The 22,731-nt window shown below is 59.9% G+C and carries 26 protein-coding genes and 2 tRNA genes; 13 read left to right on the top strand and 15 right to left on the bottom strand.

Going from position 1 to position 22,731, the window contains the following annotated elements:
* Positions 1–97: 97 nt before the first annotated feature.
* The 4 genes from LQ231_RS11330 (at position 98) to LQ231_RS11315 (ending at position 3,001) form a co-directional block, all read left to right on the top strand.
* Positions 98–568 (top strand): RidA family protein, encoded by a 471-nt coding sequence (locus LQ231_RS11330; RefSeq protein WP_113141253.1) that lies wholly within the window; start codon positions 98–100, stop codon positions 566–568.
* A complete protein-coding gene (locus LQ231_RS11325) occupies positions 565–1,296 on the top strand; it encodes a glycerophosphodiester phosphodiesterase (RefSeq protein WP_230171389.1) in 732 nt (243 codons plus the stop codon). Before LQ231_RS11330 ends, LQ231_RS11325 begins: the two co-directional genes overlap by 4 nt.
* Positions 1,297–1,306: 10 nt before the next feature.
* Positions 1,307–2,506, top strand: coding sequence for a GNAT family N-acetyltransferase (locus LQ231_RS11320; RefSeq protein ID WP_230171388.1), 1,200 nt, complete (start codon positions 1,307–1,309; stop codon positions 2,504–2,506).
* A 69-nt stretch (positions 2,507–2,575) separates the two neighbouring features.
* Positions 2,576–3,001, top strand: a complete 426-nt coding sequence (locus LQ231_RS11315) for an HIT family protein (protein WP_230171387.1) — start codon at positions 2,576–2,578, stop codon at positions 2,999–3,001.
* A gap of 74 nt (positions 3,002–3,075) precedes the next feature.
* Here LQ231_RS11315 and LQ231_RS11310 read toward each other — a convergent pair whose 3' ends face one another.
* From LQ231_RS11310 to cysE, 7 genes are all read right to left on the bottom strand, one after another.
* Positions 3,076–3,405, bottom strand: coding sequence for an AzlD domain-containing protein (locus LQ231_RS11310; RefSeq protein WP_230171386.1), 330 nt, complete (start codon positions 3,403–3,405; stop codon positions 3,076–3,078).
* Positions 3,405–4,172 carry an AzlC family ABC transporter permease gene (locus LQ231_RS11305; protein ID WP_230171385.1) on the bottom strand — a complete coding sequence of 256 codons (768 nt, stop codon included), beginning with the start codon at positions 4,170–4,172 and terminating at the stop codon, positions 3,405–3,407. Before LQ231_RS11305 ends, LQ231_RS11310 begins: the two co-directional genes overlap by 1 nt.
* 72 nt (positions 4,173–4,244) lie before the next feature.
* The gene (gene clpA / locus LQ231_RS11300) at positions 4,245–6,722 is read right to left on the bottom strand and encodes an ATP-dependent Clp protease ATP-binding subunit ClpA (RefSeq protein ID WP_113141247.1); all 2,478 of its coding nucleotides are present in this window, start codon (positions 6,720–6,722) and stop codon (positions 4,245–4,247) included.
* 9 nt (positions 6,723–6,731) lie between these two features.
* On the bottom strand, positions 6,732–7,079 hold the full coding sequence (gene clpS / locus LQ231_RS11295) for an ATP-dependent Clp protease adapter ClpS (protein WP_007603783.1): 348 nt from the start codon (positions 7,077–7,079) through the stop codon (positions 6,732–6,734).
* 242 nt (positions 7,080–7,321) lie between these two features.
* On the bottom strand, positions 7,322–7,669 hold the full coding sequence (locus LQ231_RS11290; protein ID WP_113141246.1) for a phasin family protein: 348 nt from the start codon (positions 7,667–7,669) through the stop codon (positions 7,322–7,324).
* A gap of 206 nt (positions 7,670–7,875) precedes the next feature.
* A complete protein-coding gene (locus LQ231_RS11285; protein WP_037074398.1) occupies positions 7,876–8,079 on the bottom strand; it encodes a DUF3126 family protein in 204 nt (67 codons plus the stop codon).
* A 126-nt stretch (positions 8,080–8,205) separates the two neighbouring features.
* Positions 8,206–9,030 (bottom strand): serine O-acetyltransferase, encoded by an 825-nt coding sequence (cysE, locus tag LQ231_RS11280; RefSeq protein WP_230171384.1) that lies wholly within the window; start codon positions 9,028–9,030, stop codon positions 8,206–8,208.
* Between the two features lie 72 nt (positions 9,031–9,102).
* On the opposite strand from cysE, the gene LQ231_RS11275 reads away from it, so the two are divergent.
* On the top strand, positions 9,103–9,906 hold the full coding sequence (locus LQ231_RS11275) for an enoyl-CoA hydratase-related protein (RefSeq protein ID WP_230171383.1): 804 nt from the start codon (positions 9,103–9,105) through the stop codon (positions 9,904–9,906).
* A gap of 35 nt (positions 9,907–9,941) precedes the next feature.
* Here LQ231_RS11275 and LQ231_RS11270 read toward each other — a convergent pair whose 3' ends face one another.
* Positions 9,942–10,721, bottom strand: coding sequence for an alpha/beta hydrolase (locus tag LQ231_RS11270; protein ID WP_230171382.1), 780 nt, complete (start codon positions 10,719–10,721; stop codon positions 9,942–9,944).
* A 195-nt stretch (positions 10,722–10,916) separates the two neighbouring features.
* Between LQ231_RS11270 and LQ231_RS11265 the strand changes: the two genes are divergently transcribed.
* Entirely contained in the window at positions 10,917–11,162 is a 246-nt protein-coding gene (locus tag LQ231_RS11265; RefSeq protein ID WP_113141243.1) for a zinc-finger domain-containing protein, read from the top strand.
* 27 nt (positions 11,163–11,189) lie between these two features.
* Entirely contained in the window at positions 11,190–12,353 is a 1,164-nt protein-coding gene (locus LQ231_RS11260; protein ID WP_230171381.1) for an FAD-dependent monooxygenase, read from the top strand.
* A gap of 17 nt (positions 12,354–12,370) precedes the next feature.
* On the opposite strand, the gene LQ231_RS11255 is transcribed toward LQ231_RS11260, so the two are convergent.
* Positions 12,371–13,561, bottom strand: coding sequence for a cystathionine beta-lyase (locus LQ231_RS11255; protein WP_230171380.1), 1,191 nt, complete (start codon positions 13,559–13,561; stop codon positions 12,371–12,373).
* Between the two features lie 360 nt (positions 13,562–13,921).
* On the opposite strand from LQ231_RS11255, the gene LQ231_RS11250 reads away from it, so the two are divergent.
* The 4 genes from LQ231_RS11250 to LQ231_RS11235 all read left to right on the top strand — a co-directional run bounded on the left by LQ231_RS11250 (position 13,922) and on the right by LQ231_RS11235 (position 18,255).
* Entirely contained in the window at positions 13,922–14,950 is a 1,029-nt protein-coding gene (locus LQ231_RS11250; RefSeq protein ID WP_230171379.1) for an amino acid ABC transporter substrate-binding protein, read from the top strand.
* 169 nt (positions 14,951–15,119) lie between these two features.
* Positions 15,120–16,313, top strand: coding sequence for an amino acid ABC transporter permease (locus tag LQ231_RS11245; protein ID WP_230171378.1), 1,194 nt, complete (start codon positions 15,120–15,122; stop codon positions 16,311–16,313).
* Positions 16,310–17,467, top strand: coding sequence for an amino acid ABC transporter permease (locus tag LQ231_RS11240; RefSeq protein WP_113141238.1), 1,158 nt, complete (start codon positions 16,310–16,312; stop codon positions 17,465–17,467). The genes LQ231_RS11245 and LQ231_RS11240 overlap by 4 nt, the downstream gene beginning before the upstream one ends.
* A gap of 14 nt (positions 17,468–17,481) precedes the next feature.
* On the top strand, positions 17,482–18,255 hold the full coding sequence (locus LQ231_RS11235; RefSeq protein WP_113141237.1) for an amino acid ABC transporter ATP-binding protein: 774 nt from the start codon (positions 17,482–17,484) through the stop codon (positions 18,253–18,255).
* A 90-nt stretch (positions 18,256–18,345) separates the two neighbouring features.
* On the opposite strand, the gene LQ231_RS11230 is transcribed toward LQ231_RS11235, so the two are convergent.
* The 6 genes from LQ231_RS11230 to LQ231_RS11205 all read right to left on the bottom strand — a co-directional run bounded on the left by LQ231_RS11230 (position 18,346) and on the right by LQ231_RS11205 (position 20,972).
* The gene (locus LQ231_RS11230) at positions 18,346–19,080 is read right to left on the bottom strand and encodes a nuclease (RefSeq protein WP_230171377.1); all 735 of its coding nucleotides are present in this window, start codon (positions 19,078–19,080) and stop codon (positions 18,346–18,348) included.
* 132 nt (positions 19,081–19,212) lie between these two features.
* Positions 19,213–19,289 (bottom strand) — tRNA-Arg (locus tag LQ231_RS11225).
* A gap of 49 nt (positions 19,290–19,338) precedes the next feature.
* Complete coding sequence (locus LQ231_RS11220; protein WP_230171376.1) at positions 19,339–19,644, bottom strand: ETC complex I subunit; 306 nt, start codon at positions 19,642–19,644, stop codon at positions 19,339–19,341.
* A gap of 85 nt (positions 19,645–19,729) precedes the next feature.
* A tRNA-Pro gene (locus tag LQ231_RS11215) sits at positions 19,730–19,806 on the bottom strand.
* 94 nt (positions 19,807–19,900) lie between these two features.
* On the bottom strand, positions 19,901–20,389 hold the full coding sequence (locus LQ231_RS11210) for a DUF192 domain-containing protein (protein WP_230171375.1): 489 nt from the start codon (positions 20,387–20,389) through the stop codon (positions 19,901–19,903).
* Positions 20,390–20,393: 4 nt separating this feature from the next.
* Positions 20,394–20,972, bottom strand: a complete 579-nt coding sequence (locus tag LQ231_RS11205; protein WP_230171374.1) for a cold-shock protein — start codon at positions 20,970–20,972, stop codon at positions 20,394–20,396.
* A gap of 185 nt (positions 20,973–21,157) precedes the next feature.
* On the opposite strand from LQ231_RS11205, the gene gloA reads away from it, so the two are divergent.
* Both gloA and LQ231_RS11195 read left to right on the top strand, forming a co-directional pair.
* Entirely contained in the window at positions 21,158–21,598 is a 441-nt protein-coding gene (gene gloA / locus LQ231_RS11200) for a lactoylglutathione lyase (protein ID WP_230171373.1), read from the top strand.
* A gap of 102 nt (positions 21,599–21,700) precedes the next feature.
* A complete protein-coding gene (locus LQ231_RS11195; protein WP_230171372.1) occupies positions 21,701–22,639 on the top strand; it encodes a hypothetical protein in 939 nt (312 codons plus the stop codon).
* The last annotated feature ends 92 nt before the right edge of the window (positions 22,640–22,731 follow it).

Below are 22,731 nucleotides of genomic sequence, written 5' to 3'. Positions count from 1 at the left end.
CGCCATCGATGTTATAAGAACACATTCGGCAAAAGCGAGACATGCTTTTGTCCGCGTTCTCTTTCGCACTGTTTATCAACAAGACCGGGAAATTCACATGTCCGATACTATCGACAGCCGCCTCCAGGCATTGGGAATCACCCTACCCGAAGCAGCAGCACCAGCGGCCAATTATGTGCCTTATGTGATCAGCGGCAATCTGCTTTATCTGTCGGGCCAACTACCCATCGAAGGCGGCAAAATTGCGGTCACCGGCCTTGTCGGCGCCGATGTCATGCTGGAAGAAGCGCAGCGCGCTGCCGAACTCTGCGCCATCAACATCCTGGCTCAGGCAAACGCTGCCCTCGCCGGAGACCTGTCGCGCATCACCCGTGTCATCAAGCTCAACGGCTTCGTCGCCTCGGCACCGGGTTTTGTCGAACAGCATCTGGTGATCAACGGCGCATCGAACCTGATTGCCAAGGTCCTCGGCGAGGCAGGCAAACACGCGCGCGCCGCCGTCGGCATGGCCTCGTTGCCGCTCAATGCCGCCGTCGAGATCGACGCCATCCTGGAGATCAAGCTTTGAGCAGCGTTGACTGGATCAAGGACGTGCCGGTCGCCCATCGCGGCTTTCACGACATGAACAAGACTGTCTGGGAGAATACGCTCTCGGCGTTTGCCCGCGCCATCGATGCCGGCTTTGCCATCGAATGCGACATCCAGCTTTCATCCGACAGTGTGCCGATGGTGTTTCACGACCACGACCTGCGGCGGCTATGCAGCCTGGCGGGCGAGGTTCGCGAGCGCACGGCGGGCGAACTGGGCATGATGTCGATCGGCGGCACCGCCGACCGTATCCCGACACTGAAGAAGATGCTGGACCTGGTGAAGGGCCAAGTGCCGCTCGTCATCGAACTGAAGGGTATCGATGCCGAGCAGGACGATGGCTTCGTGGAAGGCGTTATCGAGGTCCTCGAGGGCTATCAGGGCAAAGTGGCGCTGATGAGCTTCGACTATCACCTGCTGCGCGCCCTGAAATCTGTCGATTGCCCCTACCCGGTCGGTCTGACGGCCGAAGGGGCACGGCCGGAGCAATTCGAAGCGCATGAAGAGGCAATGGCGCTCGGGCTCGATTTTGTCTCCTATGCGGTCGCGCATCTGCCCAACAGCTTCATCACCGGCCTGCGTGAAAACGGCACACCGGTGATTACCTGGACCGTCAGGGATGAAATCATGCGGGCGCAGACCTATACATATGCTGATCAGATGACATTCGAAGGCTTCGACCCGCGGACCTCGCCGGCGATTGCCTGACGGGAGATCCATGGCAGACGAGGTAACGATCCGCATAGTCCGTTCCTTTTCGGAAATCGATCCGGCCATCTGGGCCAAACTGTCCGGGGCCTCGCGCTCCGGACCGAACTACAATCCCTTCTGCTCGCATGCCTTCCTGTCAGCACTCGAGGAGTCCGGCTCGGCGACCGCCGAGACCGGCTGGCTTGGCCATCACCTGCTGCTTGAGGAAGACGGCGAACTGATCGGGGCGATCCCCTGTTATCTGAAGAGCCACAGCCAGGGCGAATATGTCTTCGACCACAGTTGGGCCGACGCATTCCAGCGCGCCGGCGGCCATTATTATCCCAAGCTGCAGGCCTGCACCCCTTTTACGCCCGCCACCGGACCGCGGCTTCTGGTACGCGAAAGCGAAGACCCCGGCCGTGTCTCCGGCCTCTTGGCGCAAGGGCTGCGGCAGGTCACGGCCGAGCTTGGACTGTCCTCGGCGCATGTGACGTTCCTTCCGCAAGGTGAGTTGTCTGCTCTTACGGAATGCGGATTCCTGCATCGCATGAATCAGCAGTTTCACTTCCTCAACAAAGGCTATGCCGACCATGAGGCCTTCCTGGCCGAACTGTCCTCGTCGAAGCGCAAGAACCTGCGCAAGGAACGGCGCAATGCGCTGGCAAACGGCATCACGATCGACTGGCTGACGGGTAAAGACCTGACCGAGGAGATCTGGGATCAGTTCTTCACCTTCTATATGGATACCGGCAGCCGCAAATGGGGTCGCCCCTACCTGACCCGCGACTTCTACTCGCTGATCGGCGAACGCATGGCCGACGACGTGTTGCTGGTAATGGCCAAGCGCAATGGCCGCTATGTCGCCGGGGCAATCAACTTCATCGGTTCAGATGCGCTCTACGGCCGGCACTGGGGCTGTATCGAAGATCATCCCTACCTGCATTTCGAGGTCTGCTATCATCAGGCGATCGACTTTGCCCTCGCAAAGGGCCTGGCTCGTGTTGAGGCGGGAGCGCAGGGAGAGCACAAGCTTGCGCGCGGGTACCAGCCGATCGTCACCCATTCGGCCCATTTCATTGCCCATGCCGGCCTGAGGCGCGCCGTGGGCGACTATCTCGAACACGAGCGACGCGAGGTGGAACAGATGGGCGACTATCTCGACGACCATACCCCCTTCCGCAAGGGTGAGCGACAGCCGCGCGACGGGGAAGAATTTGACGGCTAGGCAAGCGTCGCCCGGCTTGATCCGGGACGCGGCTTGCCTTTAATGGCCACACAATCGAGGAGACAGACGATGAGCATTTCCGCCTACGACCCGAACAACATCTTCGCCAAGATCCTGACGGGCGACATCCCTTCGGTGAAGCTTTACGAGGACGATGACACGCTCGCCTTCATGGATGTGATGCCGCAGGCGCCAGGTCATCTTCTGGTCATTCCGAAACAGGGTTCGCGCAACCTGCTCGACGCCGATCCGGCCGTTCTGGTCAAGCTGATGCCCGTCGTGCAGAAACTTGCCAGCGCGGCCAAGGAAGCGTTTGACGCAGACGGCGTCTTTGTGGCGCAGTTCAATGAGCCTGCCGCCGGCCAGACCGTCTTCCATCTGCATTTCCACGTCATTCCCCGCCATGACGGCCTGCCGTTGAAGCCGCATACCGGCGGCATGGAGGATATCGAAGTGCTGAAGGCCAATGCAGAGAAGATCAAGGCGGCTCTCTGAGCCCCTTGCAGTTAAGCTGCACCGAGTGCCCCACAACCGGGGTATTCTTTTCCGCGATCAGCGCGGACGATGCTCTACAACCAGACAAGCCCTGCGGCGAGGATGGCAAGCGGCACGAGTACGCCGACGATGACGCGCTGGCCGAAAAGCAGAAATGCCGCAAATCCGAGACCGGCAGCGGTCAGCCGCAGCCAGAGTGGCGAGCCCTCAAGCGTTCCGGCCGGAAAGACGATCAGTTTCGCCGTCACCGCCATGACGAGCGCGGTTGCCACCGCCCTCACCCAGGCCAGCGCTTCCGACCCTTCCTGCAGACGGTTGCCGGCGATCACGCCGAGCCAGCGCCACATGTCGGTCGCAAGCCATCCGGCAACAACGATGACGATATACAGCCAGTAATCTGCCATCACAGAACCTCATCCGTCTCGACAGCCGGCATCGGCTCAGGCCGCGCGCCGCGGACCAGATAACGATCGATCAGATAGGCCACCGTACCGCCACCCAGCCCGGCGATCACAATATCGAAACCGGGCACCGCCAGCGCCAGCAATGGCCCAGAGACCAGGCCAATGACGAAGGCGATCTTGACGACGGACTGGTGGCCCGTGGCCCAGATCGAGGCAATGAAATAAACGGGCGTCAGGAAAAACAGGACTGCGGCCACCACCGGCGGAAAGGCTGCAACCAGCCCATAACAGACGCCGACCAGCACGGTGTTGACGGTGACCAGCGTAATGCCGAAACCGGCGAAGAAAGCGACGCGTCCCTCGCGTGGCACCGACTTGAAATTGCCCATGGCAAAAACCCAGGCGGTGATCGCGACGAAATGCGCCAGCACCAGCAACAACCATGTCGGCGTCCGTGACGTGCGCATCTCCGGCACCAGAGAGGCGACCATCGGCATCAGCCGGATGGAGGACAGGGAGACCGCCAGAAACACGGCCAGCAGATTGGCGCCGCTGGTGACCGTTCCGATCAGGATCATCTTCGCCGGCAGCGCCCAAACCATGGCCGTCATGAACATCGCCTCGGACCGGCTGACGCCGGATTCGAGCGCAAAGGCAGAAAAACCGACGAACGAGACCATCAGGATTATGGCTGGAAGGCTGAAAAGACCGCGCATTCCGGCCAGGAACCAGCGGGTCTGGGAAAAATCCGAAGATACCGAAGACATGCACTATTCCGATGCGGCAAAAAGAAGTGCCGGGCATTGCCCGGCACCGGTTTTTCCAGCGTAACGTGACGCTTATTTCTTCTTCGGCACCTTTGGCACGGCACTGCGTTTGGCCGGCTTCGGTGCTTCGATGACGGCGGTATCACCATCATCCTGTGCAACCGCCGCTTTGCTAGACGGCTTCTTTTTGGCCTTGATAGACTTGTCGGCCACGACTTCGGCTTCCGGCTTCGGCTTGACCGGCGCCACTTCGGAAATGGCCTCAAGATCGAGCACGTCTTCGCCGGCGTCATCCTTCTTTACGCCGACCTTGACGAGGCCGCCCTTCTTCAGCTTGCCGAACAGGATCTCGTTGGCGAGCGGCTTCTTGATGTATTCCTGGATGACGCGGCCGAGCGGACGCGCGCCCATCTTTTCATCATAGCCACGGGTGGCAAGCCAGGCGATGGCCGGTTCCGACAGATCGAAGGTCACGCCGCGTTCCGAAAGCTGCGCTTCGAGCTGCATGACGAACTTCTGCACAACCTTGTGAATGACCTCGCTCGGCAGCGGTGCGAACGGAATGATCGCATCGAGACGGTTGCGGAATTCGGGAGTGAACAGGCGGTTGATCGCCTCTTCATCCTCGCCGGTGCGCTTGGACGAACCGAAGCCGATCGCCGACTTGGCCATCTCGGACGCGCCCGCATTGGTCGTCATGATCAGGATGACGTTGCGGAAGTCGATCTTCTTGCCATTGTGGTCGGTCAGCGACCCATGGTCCATGACCTGCAGCAGGATATTGTAGATATCCGGATGCGCCTTCTCGATTTCGTCGAGCAGAACCACGCTGTGCGGATGCTGGTCGACACCGTCGGTCAACAGGCCACCCTGGTCGAAGCCGACATAGCCGGGAGGGGCACCGAGCAGCCGCGAAACCGTGTGCCGCTCCATGTATTCCGACATGTCGAAGCGCAGCATCTCGACGCCGAGCGACGCAGCCAACTGCTTGGCCACTTCCGTCTTGCCGACGCCTGTCGGGCCGGAAAACACGTAGGAGCCGATCGGCTTGTTCGGTTCGCGCAGGCCGGCACGGGCCAGCTTGATCGCGGTCGACAGCGCCTCAATAGCGGTATCCTGGCCGTAGACGACGGAACGCAGTTCCTTCTCGAGGTTGGCGAGAACCATCTCGTCATCCTTGGAGACCGTCTTCGGCGGAATGCGGGCCATGGTGGCGATGGTGACCTCGATCTCCTTTTCGGTGATCAGCTTGCGGCGCTTCGACGCCGGCAGCAGCATCTGCGCCGCACCCGTTTCGTCGATCACGTCGATCGCCTTGTCCGGCAGCTTGCGGTCGGAAATGTAGCGGGCCGACAGTTCGACAGCCGACTTGATCGCCTCGTTGGTGTAACGCAGCTTGTGATAGTCCTCGAAATAGGGCTTGAGGCCCTTCATGATCTCGATCGCATCGTCGATCGACGGCTCGTTGACGTCGATCTTCTGGAAGCGGCGCACCAGAGCCCGGTCCTTTTCGAAGAACTGGCGATATTCCTTGTAAGTCGTCGAGCCGATGCAACGGATCGCGCCCGAGGACAGTGCCGGCTTCAGCAGGTTGGACGCATCCATGGCACCGCCCGACGTGGCGCCCGCACCGATGACGGTGTGGATTTCGTCGATAAACAGTACGGCACCGGGATAGTCTTCCAGTTCCTTGACGACCTGCTTCAACCGTTCCTCGAAATCACCGCGGTAACGAGTGCCGGCAAGCAGCGTGCCCATGTCTAGCGAGAAAATCGTCGCGTCCGCGAGTGCTTCCGGCACCTTGCCTTCGACAATGCGCTTGGCAAGACCTTCGGCGATCGCCGTCTTGCCGACGCCGGGATCACCGACATAGAGCGGATTGTTCTTCGACCGACGGCAAAGGACCTGGATCGTGCGGTTGACCTCGGAATGGCGACCGATCAGCGGATCGATCTTGCCGGTCTTGGCTTTTTCGTTGAGGTTGACGCAATAGGCCTTCAGGGCCTCCTGCTTGCCCTTGGCCGCAGTTCCCTCTTCCTGCTCGCGACCCGGCTTGGCCTCGGCCTCGCCTTCCTCGGCGCCACGCGGACTGCGAACCTGTGAGGCGCCCGGGCGCTTGCCGATGCCGTGGGAGATATAGTTGACGGCGTCGTAGCGGGTCATTTCCTGCTCCTGCAGGAAGTAGGCGGCGTGGCTCTCGCGCTCGGCAAAGATCGCGACAAGCACGTTTGCACCGGTCACTTCTTCGCGACCGGAGGACTGGACATGGATCACTGCCCGCTGGATGACGCGCTGGAAGCCGGAGGTCGGCTTGGAATCCTCGTCATAGCCGGTGATCAGGTTGGAAAGATCGTTGTCGACATAGTCGGAGACATTCTTGCGCAACGCGTCGAGGTTGACGTTGCACGCCCCCATCACCGCCGCGGCATCGGCATCGTCGATCAGCGCGAGCAGCAGATGTTCGAGCGTCGCATATTCATGATGGCGCTCGTTGGCGTAGGTCAGTGCCTGATGCAGCGCTTTTTCGAGGCTGGGAGAAAATGTTGGCACGTCTGGTCCTCACTTTTTTTCCATGACACACTGAAGCGGATGCTCATGCTGCCTTGCGAAATCCATCACCTGGCTCACCTTGGTCTCGGCAACTTCGTAGGTAAAGACCCCACACTCGCCCACACCGTGATTGTGGACCTGCAACATGATGCGTGTGGCGGCTTCCCTATCCTTTTGAAAAAAGCGCTCCAGAATGTGGATGACAAATTCCATCGGGGTGTAGTCGTCGTTGAGAAGCAGGACGCGGTACAAATTCGGCTTCTTTGTCTTCGGCTTGGTGCGCGTGATGACCGAGGTGCCGCGGTTGGCATTGTCCCCGTCGCGTTGGCTTTGCATGAAGACCGGCATAGCGATCATTTCAGTTCATTCTCCGTTGTCCGGCCTGTTTGCCGTTACGCAGCAAAGGCGGACGAACATTCAGCACAGTAAGGTAGTTCTTAATTCGGTGATTTTAAGCCCCCCAATCGATGTCGATGACAATTTGTCACGAGGGTCGGAAAGCTCAACAAAATGAAATTACAGGTTATACCAGAGGCCACAAATGGCAAGACCGGCCGTGCTGGGCACGACCGGTCTCGCATGCTACGCGCAAGGTTCGATCAAGCGGCGGTGGAAAAAGGCACGATCGATTTACCCAGCGGCGCCTCATAGGGCTTGTAGACGGTTTTCGCGAGCTCCGAATACATCTCGCCCATCTTGGTCGCCTCGGCGATGAAGCTCTCGTAGGATGACTTCATGAAGCTGGTCTGCAACTCGAAGGCTGCTTCCATGCTCTTCACGCCTGTCAGCGATTCCACGAAAGTTGCCGCGTCCTGGAAGGACTTCTTGGAATAATCGGTTGCCTCGGTGGCAATAGCCTGAAAACCCTTCGTCACTTCCGAATAGTTCTTCAACATGCCCTCCATGGCTTCCTTGCCCTTCTTGTTGGCTTCATCAAAATTGATCATTCGAGCGTCCTCCATCAGCGCTTTATTTCAGAGGATCAAAACATAGCAGCCGCACAAAAGACGTCAAGTAGAATTGTGCAGCGCACAAATATCCAAGGTTGTATTTCGCCATCGAAAAAAGGGCCGCCCCTTGAAGAGACGGCCCCACATCATTGAATGACAAGAGATATATTAGCCTGGCTTCAACCTAAGGCTTTAGGCAAAAATCACAGATCGACGTCTAAGATCGCCATCGAGAAATTGTAGGACAGATCGCCGTCTTCCTCGTCCTTGAACACGACGCCGAGAAACTCGTCGCCCACATAGACCTCGGCCGAGTCATCCTTGCGGGGACGTGCCTTGACGACCATGGAAGGGTTGAAGGTGCGCTTGAAATAGGCGTCGAGCTTCTTGATTTCGTCTGGTTTCACGCTGGGTCTCCATCGGCTGTCTTTGATTTGCGCCGCTTGTCGCATGGCCTTTCCGCCGATGTAAAGACGCAAAGGATAGTTTGCCCCATCAATGCGCGCAGTCGCGCATCTGACGGCGCATCGTACTCAGTCTTCCGAAGCGAGCATCTGGTCCATCGACCGCGATGGTTCGGCACAACCCGCCTCCCCCACGATCCGCGCCGGCACGCCAGCGACGGTGACGGCCGAAGGTACCGGCTTCAACACGACGGAACCGGCGGCAATGCGCGAGCAGCAGCCGATCTCGATATTGCCGAGAACCTTGGCACCAGCGCCGATCATCACGCCGTCGCCGATCTTCGGATGGCGGTCTGCGCCCTCCTTGCCCGTGCCGCCAAGCGTCACACCATGGAGGATGGAAACGTTGTCGCCGATGCGTGCCGTTTCACCGACAACGAGCCCCGTGGCATGATCGAGGAATATGCCCTTGCCGATCCGTGCCGCCGGATTGATATCCGTCTGGAAGATATTCGAAGACCGGCTCTGCAGATAGAGCGCGAAATCGCGACGACCGCGGTTCCAAAGCCAATGGGCCAGACGATGGGTCTGGATCGAATGGAAACCCTTGAAATAGAGAACCGGCTCGATGAAACGCGTGCAGGCCGGGTCACGGTCGTAGACCGCCTGGATATCGACACGCAGGATCGCGCCCCATTCCGGCCAGTCAACCAGCATTTCATCAAACGCCTGACGCAACACGATCGCCGGCAGGTCTGTATGATCGAGGCGTTCACAGATACGGTAGATGACGCAGTCTTCCAGGGAGCGATGGCTGAGTACCGTCGAATGGAAAAATGCCGCGAGCATGGAATCGCGGTCGGCCGCGATGCGAGCTTCGTGCCGAAGGCTGTCCCAGATCGGGTCCATCGACTTGACCACATCCACCTTGAGGGCGTCGTTCTGTGCGACCATTTCCGGTCTCCTCGTTTGTCTCAGAGCAAAGTATATAATCGAACCCGCACCGAACTCAAATGGACTTCTAAAATGAAACGCATCAGCGAATTTGCCAACGGTCAGATCAAGGCGTCCTGCGAAGCCGGAACCGGTTTTCTGCTAATCGACAATCCGGCCCGCAAGAACGCGATTTCCGAGGCCATGTGGCAAGCTATACCGGATGCCCTCCGCTGGCTTCACGCCAAGGCAGATGCCCGCGTCATCGTGATGCAAGGCGGCGGCAACGGCGATTTCAGCGCTGGCGCCGATATTTCGGAATTCGCCACGGTCCGCAGGGACGCCAGCACCGCGCGGATCTACGAGGACGCCAACAGCCGCGCCTTTTCGGCGATCCGGGAAGCGCCGGTTCCGGTCATCGCATCGATCCGCGGCATTTGTTATGGCGGCGGCTTCGGACTTGCCGCTGCGGCCGACCTGCGGTTGGCCTCGCCTGACGCCATCTTTGCCGTACCCGCGGCACGCCTTGGCCTCGCCTACCCGGCCGACGCAATCCAGGACTTTGTCCGCGGCCTCGGTTCGCAGCTAGCGCGCAGGGCCTTGTTTACCGGAGCTAGTCTGAATACGACGGAACTGAAGGAATGCGGATTCCTGGCGCAGGTGATCGAAGCGGACAGTCTTGAGCAGCAGACGCTGGCATTGGCCCAGACGATTGCGGCCAATGCGCCGCTGTCGGTGCGCGCGTCAAAACTGGCGCTGCGCGCCGTTGAACAGGCTGACGAAAACTTGCTGCGCGAGGCAGAGATCATCGGTGCCCAGACCTTCGACAGCGCCGACTATGCGGAAGGGCGCGCGGCATTTGCCGAGCGGCGGCGACCGCGATTCACGGGGCATTAGCGGGCACCAAAGACGAAAGCAATCGCGGCGTCGGATCACGACTGCGCAGCGTAAAACTCCAACACGGCCTTCTTGAACACACGATCGCCGACCGCCAGCATGTGGTCGCGGCCGGGAATATCCAGTGCCGTCGCGTGCGGCATCAATTGCGCCAGTTCCTGCGCGGACCCCGCAATGTCGTCCTTGGTGCCGACACCGATCAAGGTCGGCACGTCGACCCTGGCGATATCGCGGCGGCTGATCAGATCGCGCGAGGTCATGATGCAGGCGGCGAGCGCCAGCCGATCGGATTTCGTCTGGTCGGCGAAGGCGCGAAACATGCGGCCGCGCTCATGGGTGACATCGTCCAGCGATGGTGCAAGCAGCGCGTCGGCGATCGGGTCCCAGTCGCCGACGCCATCGCACATGCCAATGCCAAGGCCGCCGAAGACAAGAGAGCGGACGCGTTCCGGATGTTCCACGGCCAGGAAAGCCGATATGCGGGCTCCCATGGAATAACCGAACACATGCGCGGTATCGATGCCAAGGTGTGTCAGCAGGGCCGCGGCATCGCCCGCCATCAGGCTCGGACGGTAGGCTTCCGGATCGTGTGGCTTGTCGGTCGCTCCATGACCGCGATTGTCCAGCGCAATCACCCGGTAGCCGGCTTCACCCAGGGTTTTCAGCCAGCCCGGATAAACCCAGTTGACGTTTGCCGACGACGCAAAGCCGTGGATCATCAGGACCGGCGCGCCACTCGGATCGCCTTCGTCGAAAAAGGCGAATTCGAGACCGCCATGGCGAAAGCGGGAAAATGCGGGGGCGTCGAGATTCATGGATAGTCCTTCGGGGATCTTGGGGCCTTCGGGGTCTTGGGGCAGGTCGTCAGGCTCGCCACCATATTGATTGATGATCTGACATCAATTGCCGCAGGCCGATTTTCTGTGGGTCTGCGAACGCTTTGGCTCTACACTTTTCAGCCGGACGGCGCTAAGGTCCGCGCCAAACAAACAGCATTTTCGGAGACTGACATGGCCGGCCACACGATTCCCCATTTCCAGAACGACGGCGGTCATAGCGTGATTGAAATCGGCGTGAAGGAATTCATGTGCACCGGCGCATCCTCGCCCTTCGATCATCCGCATATCTTCATCGACCTCGGCCATGACAGCGAGAAGGTCTGCTCCTACTGCTCGACGCTTTATCGCTACAATCCGAGCCTCAAGGCCGAACAGACCAATCCTCCCGGCTGCGTCTATCACGTCAAGGCGGCGTAAGGCGCGGCGTCGCGATCGGCATTCAATATGGCCATCAAGCACGCCGCCATCGTCGGAGCCGGCATAGCTGGCCTCACTGCCGCACTATCGCTGGCGAAAAAGGGCATCTCATCCGACATCATCGAACAGGCGCCGCAGCTTGGCGAAGTGGGCGCGGGCCTGCAGCTTTCCCCCAATGCGACATCGGTGCTGGCGGCCCTCGGCGTGCTTGCCGAGATCGAGCGGCACTGGCTTGAACCGAAGTCTGTTCGGCTCGCGTCGGGCAAGAGCCTGAAAACGCTGGCCGAAGTCCCCGCTGGCGATTTTGCGCGCCGGCGCTGGGGGCAACCTTACGGCGTTTTGCATCGCTCCACCCTGCAGCAGGCGCTGTTGCATGCGGTGCTGTCCGAACCGCTGTGCAAGCTTCATCTCGGACGGCGGGTTGCAGGCGTCGGCATCGATAGTCTCGCCTATGTCACGGGTCGCAAGCCGGACTTCGTGATCGGTGCCGATGGCGTCTGGTCGGTGGCGCGGGATGCCATACCGGAGAGCCCGAGCGTCAGTTTTTCCGGCAATATCGCCTGGCGTTTCACCGTCGATGGCGACACTGCACCAGACTTCCTGTCCCGAGATGGCGTCGTCGCGCATCTCGGCAGTCGCAGCCATCTGATTTCCTATCCGCTGAAAGAAACGAACGGCTTTAATCTCGTTGCCATTGCCAGCGGTGCCGACGCTGACGAGCATTGGGCCATTGCAGCCGATGCTGCCCGATGCGCGATGCTGCTGGAACAGTTTTCCGGATGGCACCTGTCGATCCGGGCGCTGCTTGTCGGGGCAAAAAACGCCAATTTCTGGCCTCTCTACCAGGCATCCGAGGGCCGCTGGCACAACGGTCGCGACACCGTGCTGATCGGCGATGCGGCCCATGCCATGATGCCGTTTGCCGCACAGGGGGCTGCGATGGCGATCGAGGACGGCTTCGCGCTCGCCCGGCATGTGTCGGCAGCGCCCTTGGCCGAGGCACTCGCCACCTTTGAGACGGAGCGCAAGGCCAGGGCCGCCAAGGTCAAGGCGCGCGGCGATTTCAACCGCTTTGCCTATCATGCGCGCGGGCCGGTGCGCATGGCCCGGGATCTCGCCCTGTCATTGCGGTCGCCGGAAAGCCTCGCCGCCGACCTCGACTGGCTCTATGGCCATCGCGCCGGCGGCTGAGACAGGCATCGTGGCCGTCAGATCTCCGCGGCAGCGCGGAAACCGGCTTCGAGATCGGCGATCAGGTCTTCGACATTTTCCAGGCCCACCTGCAGGCGAATCAAAGCGCCCTCTTCCGGCGCCTTGCGGATCGTGCGGTCGTCAAGATTGACCATGATCGCCAGGCTCTCATAACCGCCCCAGGACCAACCGAGGCCGAAAATGTTCAGGCTGTCGAGGAAGGCGCGGGCCTTGGGCTTCGCCTTTTCCGGCGCGCCTGCGGTCAGCACAAACGCGAATATGCCACTTGCGCCCTTGAAGTCGCGTTTCCAGATGTCGTGACCGGGAAAGCTCGGCAGAGCCGGATGCAGCACGCGGGCGACATCTTCGCGTCCCTCCAGCCATTCAGCCATGCGCAACGCGCTGCGGCCGTGATGCTCCAGGCGGATCCCCATCGTGCGCAGGCCACGCAGAATCTGGTAGCTGTCGTCCGGAGCGCCGCAGATGCCGAGGGTGATATTGGCTTCATGCAATTGCGGCCAGTATTTGGCGTTGGCCGATACCGTTCCCATCAGGATATCCGAATGACCGGACGGATATTTGGTCGCCGCATGGATGGATATGTCCACACCGAAATCCAGCGGCTTGAAATACAGCGGCGTTGCCCAGGTGTTGTCCATCGTCACGACACAGCCGTGGCGGTGGGCGATATCGGAAATGACACGTATATCCTGCATCTCGAATGTGTTTGATCCGGGTGCCTCGGTATGAACAAGCTTGGTGTTCGGCTTGATCAGTGTTTCGATCCCCGCACCGATTTCCGGATCGTAATATTCGACCGTGACACCCAGCCGGGCCAGCATGGTGTCGCAGAAATGGCGGCAGGGCGAATAGACGGAATCAACGATCAGCGCATGATCACCCGCCGAGAGAAAGGCCAGGAATGGCACGGTGATGGCGGCCAATCCGGACGGCACGAGAATCGTCCCTGCAGAGCCTTCCAGTTCGTCGATCGCCTGGCAGAGCGCATCCGTGGTCGGCGTGCCGCGCGTGCCGTAGGTGTAGGGCTGGTCGCGCGTCTCCATCGCCTTCGCGTTTGGAAACAACACCGTCGAAGCGTGGACCACCGGCGGATTGACGAACCCGTGATAGGAACTTGGATCATAACCGATATGGGCCAACCGCGTGTCCACGCCAGCCGTGGCCAGCCACTCTTTCTTTCCGCTCATAAAAGACCTTCCTGCATGCCTGAAAGCGCTAGTTCTTGCCCTCATCGGAATGAAGGTCAAGCCATTCCCACAAGAACTTCAAACACCATCTGCCATGCGCTCGGCGCATGTGACACCACGCAAAAAGACACAAAATTCATCACCAAAGCGCTCAGATTCTGTATTTCTGCCTGTTTATGAAGCGATTCCAGCAAAATGCCGCTTTTGTCCGCAAATCACGGCTTAAAGACTTGACCGTGCAGCCATTTCCGACTGAGATAGTCCTGCTTGCTCCGGGAGGCCGCAAGCCGATGAGCGCCGCCGAACTCGTTTGGCCGGGTGCCGTCGAAGAGAAAAACAAGAGAATAAAGGTTGGGAAAAATGAAAAAGACACTTCTGTCAGCAGCGATTGGCGTCGCAGCCGTTGGCTTTGGCGCGGCCGCCGCTCAGGCTGCTACCCTTGATGACGTCAAGGCGAAGGGCTTTGTCCAATGCGGCGTGAACACCGGTCTCGCCGGCTTCGCTTCGCCGGACGCTGCCGGCAACTGGACGGGCTTCGACGTCGACTATTGCAAGGCCGTCGCCGCTGCAGTCTTCGGCGATGCAACCAAGGTCAAGTACACGCCGACGACCGCTCAGAGCCGCTTCACGGCCCTGCAGTCCGGCGAAGTCGACGTGCTCGCCCGTAACACCACCTGGACCATCAGCCGCGACACCGCGCTTGGTTTCAACTTTCGCACCGTCAACTATTATGACGGCCAGGGTTTCATGGTCACCAAGGCCCTGAACGTCAAGTCGGCGCTTGAACTGTCCGGCGCCGCCGTTTGCGTCCAGTCCGGTACAACCACCGAACTCAACCTCGCCGACTACTTCAAGGCCAACAACCTCGAGTACAAGCCGGTCGTTTTCGAAAAGCTCGAAGAAGTGAACGCCGCCTATGCCGCCGGCCGTTGCGATGTGTACACGACCGACCAGTCGGGCCTTTATTCGATCCGCCTGACGCTCAGCAATCCGGACGATCACATCGTTCTTCCGGAAATCATCTCGAAGGAGCCACTCGGACCGGCCGTTCGCCAGGGTGACGACCAGTGGTTCGACATCGTATCGTGGACGCATTACGCACTGGTACAGGCCGAAGAATTCGGTGTGACCCAGGCCAATGTCGACGAGATCAAGGGCTCGACTGCGAACCCGGACATCAAGCGCTTCCTCGGCGCCGAAGCTGATTCCAAGATCGGCACCGACCTCGGCCTGACCAACGACTGGGCCTACAACATCATCAAGGGTGTTGGTAACTACGGTGAAGTGTTCGAACGCAACATCGGCGCCAACACGCCGCTGAAGATCGAGCGCGGTGTCAACGCCCTGTGGACCAAGGGTGGCCTGCAGTACGCTCCGCCGATCCGCTAAGATCCGGATACTATAGCGAGGTGGCGAAAGCCGCCTCGCACTTCAAGTGGCCACGCATTCCACTCAGCCTATCCGTTGTGGTCAGCAGCGGCACAACAAAAACAGCGGGCGGAAGCGAAGGCCAATCACAATTTAAGGCTCAAAGAAGCCTCGGGGGATTTGGCACAGCATGACAGATCACGCCACCAGTTTACCTGCCGAGAGGCAGAGCTTGGGCTCACTGATCTACGATCCGAAAGCAAGATCCATCTTCTTTCAGGTCGCTACGATCGCCATCTTGACGTTTATCGTCTGGACCATTGCAAACAACACCATCGAAAACCTCGCTCGAAGCAACACGGCCTCGGGCTATCAGTTTCTCAACGGCCGCGCGGGCTTCGACATCGGTCAGAGCCTGATCGCCTATACCAGCGATTCGACCTATGGCCGCGCCATTCTCGTCGGCCTGCTCAACACGATCCTGGTCGCCGTCACCGGCATCATTACCGCCACGATCCTCGGCTTCATCATCGGCATTGGCCGCCTGTCGAAGAACTGGCTGATCGCCAAGCTGTGCACCGTCTATGTCGAGGTGTTCCGCAATATTCCGCCGCTTCTCGTGATCTTCTTCTGGTATTCGGGCGTCTTGTCGGCGCTGCCGCAACCTCGCGATTCGCTGGAACTGCCGTTTTCGACATTTCTGAACAATCGCGGCCTGGCCTTCCCGAGGCCGATCTGGGGTGACGGCGCAAGCATCCTGCCGATCGCAATCGTGATTGGCATCATCGCCTCCGTCGTCGTCGCACGCTGGGCGAAGGCCCGCCAGATGCGCACCGGCCAGATTTTTCCGACCGGCTGGGTCACTGGCGGCCTCATCATCGGTCTTCCGCTTGTCGCCTTCCTGGCTATCGGCGCGCCGCTGACATTCGACTATCCCGTCGCCAGCCGCTTCAACATGAGCGGCGGCTCGGTCATCGCGCCGGAATTCGTGGCGCTCTACCTGGCCCTGTCCTTCTACACCGCGGCCTTTATCGCCGAAATCATCCGTGCCGGCATCAAGGGCGTATCAAAGGGACAGACCGAGGCTGCATCTGCCCTTGGCCTGCAGCCTTCCACCACCACACGTCTTGTGGTGGTGCCGCAGGCGATGCGCATCATCATCCCGCCTCTGACGAGCCAATACCTGAACCTGACGAAAAACTCGTCGCTCGGCGTGGCTGTCGGCTTCCCCGAACTGGTTTCGACCGGCGGCACGACCATGAACCAGACCGGCCAGGCGATCGAGATCGTGTCGATCTGGCTCGTCGTCTATCTGTCCATCAGCATTGTGACCTCGCTCTTCATGAACTGGTTCAACGCTAAAATGGCCCTGGTGGAGAGATGAGCATGGCACCCAAAATCACCTATGTCCGCGAGGAGATGCTGGCACCCCTGCCCGCACCCACGTCCGTCGGGACTGTCGCCGGCTGGATCCGCACGAACCTGCTGGCCACGCCGAAGGATGTCGTGCTCACCGTTCTGGCGCTCGGCGTTCTGTTGATGGTCGTGCCCGGCGCGATCAACTGGCTGTTCATCCAGGCCAGCTGGGTCGGCGCCGACCGTTCGGTCTGCGCTACCGTGGCGCAGGGCGGAAACCAGCCTGACGGCTGGTCCGGCGCCTGCTGGGCTTTTGTCGAAAGCCGCTTCTCGCAGTTCATCTTTGGTCGCTACCCCATGGACGAACGCTGGCGCGTCGTATTGGTCGGCGTCATGTTCGTGGCGCTTCTCGTGCCGATGCTGATTCCGAAGGCGCCGCGCAAGGGTCTCAACGCCCTTGTGCTGTTCGTCATCTTCCCGATTGTCGCCTTCTTTCTGCTGCATGGCGGCTTCGGCCTGGCAAAGGTCGAAACACCGCTCTGGGGCGGCCTGATGGTCACGCTGATCCTGTCCTTTGTCGGGATCGCCGTATCGCTACCTCTCGGTATTCTGCTGGCGCTTGGGCGGCGGTCGGAAATGCCGGTGATCAAGACCATCTGCGTCACCTTCATTGAAGTCGTGCGTGGGGTTCCGCTGATCACCGTGCTGTTCATGGCGAATGTGATGCTGCCGCTGTTCATGCCGACCGGCTGGACGATCGACAACTTCCTGCGCGCACTGGTTGGCGTCTCGCTCTTTGCCTCCGCCTATATGGCCGAAGTGGTGCGCGGTGGCCTGCAGGCTATCCCGAAGGGCCAGTATGAGGGCGCCGATTCGCTCGGTCTCGGCTATTGGCAGAAAACCCAGCTGATCATCCTGCCACAGGCGATCAAGCTGGTCATTCCCGGCATCGTCAACACCTTCATCGGCCTGTTCAAGGATACCTCGCTCGTGTCGATCATCGGCATGTTCGACCTTCTTGGCATCGTCCGCCTCAACTTCACCGACGCCAGTTGGGCAACACCCGTAACACCGTTGACCGGCCTGATCTTTGCAGGCTTCATCTTCTGGATCTTCTGCTTCGGCATGTCGCGCTATTCCGCCTTTATGGAACGGCATCTCGACACCGGGCATAAACGCTAAACAGGAACGCTCTCATGGCTGAAGCTCAACTCAAGACCGCCACGGTTTCCGACACCGACGTCGCCGTCGAACTGATCAACATGAACAAGTGGTATGGCGACTTCCACGTTCTGCGTGACATCAACCTCAAGGTGATGAAGGGCGAGCGCATCGTTATCGCCGGCCCTTCGGGTTCGGGCAAATCGACGATGATCCGTTGCATCAACCGGCTGGAAGAACACCAGTCGGGCAATATTCTCGTCGACAATATCGAACTGACCAACGACCTGAAGAAGATCGACGAAGTGCGCCGTGAAGTCGGCATGGTGTTCCAGCACTTCAACCTCTTCCCGCATCTGACAATCCTGGAAAACTGCACGCTGGCGCCGATCTGGGTGCGCAAAATGCCGAAGAAGGAAGCGGAAGAAGTCGCGATGCACTTTCTCAAGCGCGTCAAGATCCCGGAACAGGCGCATAAGTATCCTGGCCAGCTGTCCGGTGGCCAGCAGCAGCGCGTGGCGATTGCCCGGGCGCTGTGCATGAAGCCGAAGATCATGCTGTTTGACGAACCGACCTCGGCGCTCGACCCGGAAATGGTCAAGGAAGTGCTCGACACCATGGTCGGCCTTGCCGAAGAAGGCATGACCATGCTCTGCGTCACCCACGAAATGGGCTTTGCCCGCCAGGTGGCCAATCGGGTCATCTTCATGGACCAGGGCCAGATCGTCGAACAGAATTCACCGGCCGAATTCTTCGACAATCCGCAGCACGAGCGCACCAAGCTTTTCCTCAGCCAGATTCTGCATTGATCGGCTGAACCACCCGATCGCGTGAAAAGCCCGCCCCGGACAATTCCGGAGCGGGCTTTTTTTTGCTTGTGCGGCATCGACTGGAGGGCGTCAGGGGCACCAGGACTGGCGACGCCCCATGCGAGGCTGCGCCAGCCCCTCCGATACCAGGATGGAGCCCAGCGAGCGTCCATTGCGGGTCACCACACGACTGACGAGCCCGGTGTCGCCTGCGGCCTGCGCCTTCAGCAGTTCCAGGTCGAACCTTCCTTCGTTCAGCAGCGCGCGCAGACGCACCTTGGCGGCAAAACCGCGATCACGTTCCTGCCGGCAAGCGGCATTTTCGGTCGCGGGTGCCACGATATCCGAGAGGACGATCTTGGTCTTGCGGTACCAGAAGGTATCGCCGCTTGCGATGCAGTTATCCAGACCGGAAGTTCCGCAATAATAGAACGTGCCGCTAAAATTCTGCCCGGCCAGCGGCAGGTTGGCGGCAAGCTCCGTCGGCTTGGCATCCGGCACCGGCAACTTCCCGGTCTGGCCGACTGCGATGGTCGGCACCGGCGCCTTGGGCAGATCTCCATCCCGGCGTTGCGGCGCCGCAATCTTCTTTTCCGGCTTTGCGGCCCGCGCGCTGCTGGCGCTCGCGGTCTGCCGTTCCGACGGACGGTCGAGCAAGTACGGCGAGACTTCCTTCATGATCGTGACGCGATTGTCGTAAGTGGCAATGCCACCCGCGACGATGGCCAGCAGCACGAGCCATGGTGTCAGGCCCTGGCGGGACGAGGCGCGGGGCGATTTGCGCCGCTTGCGCGGCGCGCGGCGATTGGCAGCGGATGTCGACATGGTTAACCTCTCGTGCACGCATTATGGCGGTCAAGGGTTTCCGAAAGGTTGGCGACGGCTTGATAAACGTGCCATCCACAGCTTTTGCTAAAAAGTCTTAAATTTCGAATTTACATTTATATTTCAGATATTTGGCGACCCCTGCAGGAATCGAACCTGCGACAACCTGCTTAGAAGGCAGGTGCTCTATCCAGCTGAGCTAAGGGGCCGTCCGCCGGCTCAAAGGCCTAGCATACCACTTTTATGCCTTTACCGAACTCAGTGAGTCCAGGGCTGAAGGCGGCTGAAGCGGAAATTATCGGTATAGGAGACAACTTGCCGCTTGGCTTCCTTCGGCAGGATCACGCGGTACTCTACGCCCTCACGCTGCGCATAGGCTTCGGCCTGGTCGAGCGTCTCGAAGGTCAGCTTGACCTGCTGGCGGGTATCTGCGGAGGTCGTGTAGCCCATGACAGGATCGATCTTGCGCGGGCTAGACTGGTCGAATTCGAGAATCCAGAACTGGGTCTTTGCCTTGCCGGACTGCATGGCCGTCTTTGCGGGGCGGTAGATCTTCGCAGACATGGTCGCATCCATCTCCAGGACATATGCGGCGAGCCGTCCCGCCGCCTCGATCCAGCCGACCACCGTCGATCGGCTTGTTATTGCTTGGTCGGAGTGGAGAGATTCGAACTCCCGACCCTCTGGTCCCAAACCAGATGCGCTACCAGGCTGCGCTACACTCCGTTCCAGCAATGTTTGCCGGAATACACGGTTCACCTGTGCGCCGCAACAGTAAAAAAGCGGTTTCCCAGCAGGTATTTGCACAAAATGCAAAACCTTACGGCTGCGGCCCGTCTGGAACGGCAAGCGGCAGGCTCAGACGATCACCGGCAGCGATGCCAAGTTCCGCCGCTCGTCCGCCTTTTACCTCCAGGACGTAGCGCACCGGCTCACCAGAGCCGATGATGGCTTCGGAAAACGGCGTGGTGCGCTCGGCGACACGAACGATTCGGCCCGTCTCGTTGATGAACACCATATCGAGCGACAACGGCGTGTCGGCCATCCACATCGTCACCATGCGGCTTTCGCCAAAATCGAAGATCATGCCGGCATTGTCATCAAGCTGTTCGCGCTGCATCAGCCCTCTGGCGCGCTGCTGCATGTTCACCGCCCATTCGACGTCGAATTCGCGTGCCTCTCCCTTCGCAGTCACGATGGTCAACTTGCCCGTGGCAAAGGTAACCTCGGCACTGGCCGGCACTACGAAACCGAGCAACAAATAAAGCGCCACGACGGCGCTTCTCAGGTGATGGAAGTACGAAGCCATCGGCTCAGTGCGCCATGGTCGCCGGACCAGGATTGTCCGGATGAATTTCTGCCGCCATCAAACCCTTGTCGCCCGGTCCGAAGCGCACCAGCACGGTTTGGCCGGGGCGAAGCTCCGTCAGGCCGAAGCGGCGCAGCGTTTCCATGTGCACGAAGATGTCTTCCGTGCCCTCGCCGCGGGTCAGGAAGCCGAAACCCTTTGTCCGATTGAACCACTTCACCAGCACGCGCTCAAGCCCACTGGTTGCGGTGACCTGAACGTGTGTGCGCACCGGCGGCAGCTGCGATGGATGTATCGCCGTCGACTGGTCCATGGAGAGAATGCGGAAGGCCTGATAGCCGCGGTCGCGCTTCTGGATCAGCGCAACGATGCGCGTGCCTTCCAGGATGGTCTGATAGCCATCGCGTCGCAGGCAGGTCACGTGCAGGAGAACGTCGTGCATGCCGTTATCCGGAATGATAAAGCCGAACCCTTTGGCAACGTCGAACCACTTCACGACGCCGGTGATCTCAATAAGGTCTACGGCATCGCCAGACAGCTCCTCGAAACCAGCGAGCCCTTTCGATGATATCTTGTCCGCCATTTCCCCAAGCCCCTCGAAAACGCGTCACATTGTAGGGTTAACCGATTCTTGTCGATCAGATTAACATTCCGTTAACGGACTAGCGCAAGCCCTAGTTTGATATTTACCCAGAAGCTTTTGCAGACTTAGCCTTGCTCGAACCTGTCCACTGTTCCATATCACCTCAAGCATCAGGGAGAACACACATGCGCTACTTGCACACAATGGTCCGGGTCAAAGACCTGGATGTCTCGCTCGACTTCTATTGTAACATTTTCGGCCTGAAAGAAATCCGACGTTATGAAAACGACAAGGGACGGTTTACGCTGGTCTTTCTGGTCGCAGACGAAGATGTCGACCAGGCAAAAGCCAGCTCGGCGCCGTGCCTTGAACTCACCTATAACTGGGATACCGAGGATTATGCCGGCGGACGCAATTTCGGCCATCTCGCCTATGAAGTCGATGACATCTATGCGATCTGCCAGAAGCTGATGGATGCCGGCGTGACGATCAATCGTCCGCCCCGTTGCGGCCATATGGCCTTCGTTCGCTCGCCCGACGGCATCTCCATCGAGATTCTGCAGAAGGGCGAAAGCCTTGCACCCGCCGAGCCGTGGCTGTCGATGCCGAACACCGGCGCCTGGTAAGCCCGCCTCGCGCAAGTTTGCGCACGTAATTGGACCTCGACGGAGCGCCGCGCTTTGCGGCGCCTCCAGCCCTGACCGGGGCTTTCCGACAGGATAGAGGCCATGATGCGCAATTTCCTTGCTTCCCGCGCCGCGCCCTTGCGCGCGGCGACGATCATGTCGGCACTTTTGCTGGCGTCGTGCCAGACCAGCGCCGATGAGGTGATGTCTCTGGCAACCGCCGAACAGCCAGCTACGGCGAAAGGCAAGACCGTTGCCAAGACCAGGGGCTATGTCGATCCGCTGGTGGTCACAGCCGGCAGCGGCAATACCAGGGTGCCGGCCCCCGCCACAAACGGCGAATTGCCACTTTATGAACCGACGGCGGCAAAATCCTCGACCATGGCGGCGGCCTATGCCGATATTGCCGAGCCGCCGCCTGAAGTCATGGCCGTGACGCAGCAGCATGCTCCGGCCGATCTCGGCGAGATCATCATGCAGCCCGCCCGCGTCGATGCGGGCAATAACAGCCTGTTCTCCGCAACCGCCGCGCCACCCCAGGTCACGGATGCGACACAAACGGCCGGGACGCCTGCGTCCGTTGCAAGCTCTTCCAGCATCGTGCCTTCCGATATGCCGACCATGAAGATCAATGCCATGAGCAAGAGCCTGTTCAGCCCATCGGCACAGCAACAGCAGGGCATTATCGACATCCCTGAAAATGCCCTGCCGCTAACAGAAGCCGACGCCGCCGGCACCGTCGCCTCCGTTGCAGCCCTGCCGGTCGCCGAGGAAGAAGGGGCACCCGTGCTCAAGCGTCTCTCCGATCCGCGACCCAAGCGCAAGATGGTGGTCCGCGCGCCGGCTCCTGCCTCGGCAGGCGCGAACCAAGGCAATGCGAATGGCCCGATGCCAGCCGTCGATCCCGGCCAAGCCGCGATACCGGTCGGTGCGGATGCCAACGAAGCTTCGCCGGCCGAACAGCAGAAAAAGAACAAATTCATGTCGTCGCTGCGCCGAATGCTGACCGGCAAGAAAAAGACTGAGTCACCAAAGCTCTGACGCCCAGAACATTCTGCGCGATCGCAGATGCTAAGCGGCCCCGTCGGCCAAGACTGCTGAATCATTCAGCTTTCAAGGTTTTCCACAGGCCG

It is taken from the genome of Rhizobium sp. CECT 9324 (assembly GCF_918741265.1).
Classification (GTDB): Bacteria; Pseudomonadota; Alphaproteobacteria; order Rhizobiales; family Rhizobiaceae; genus Allorhizobium.
This window is presented reverse-complemented; position numbering and strand designations above follow the sequence as displayed.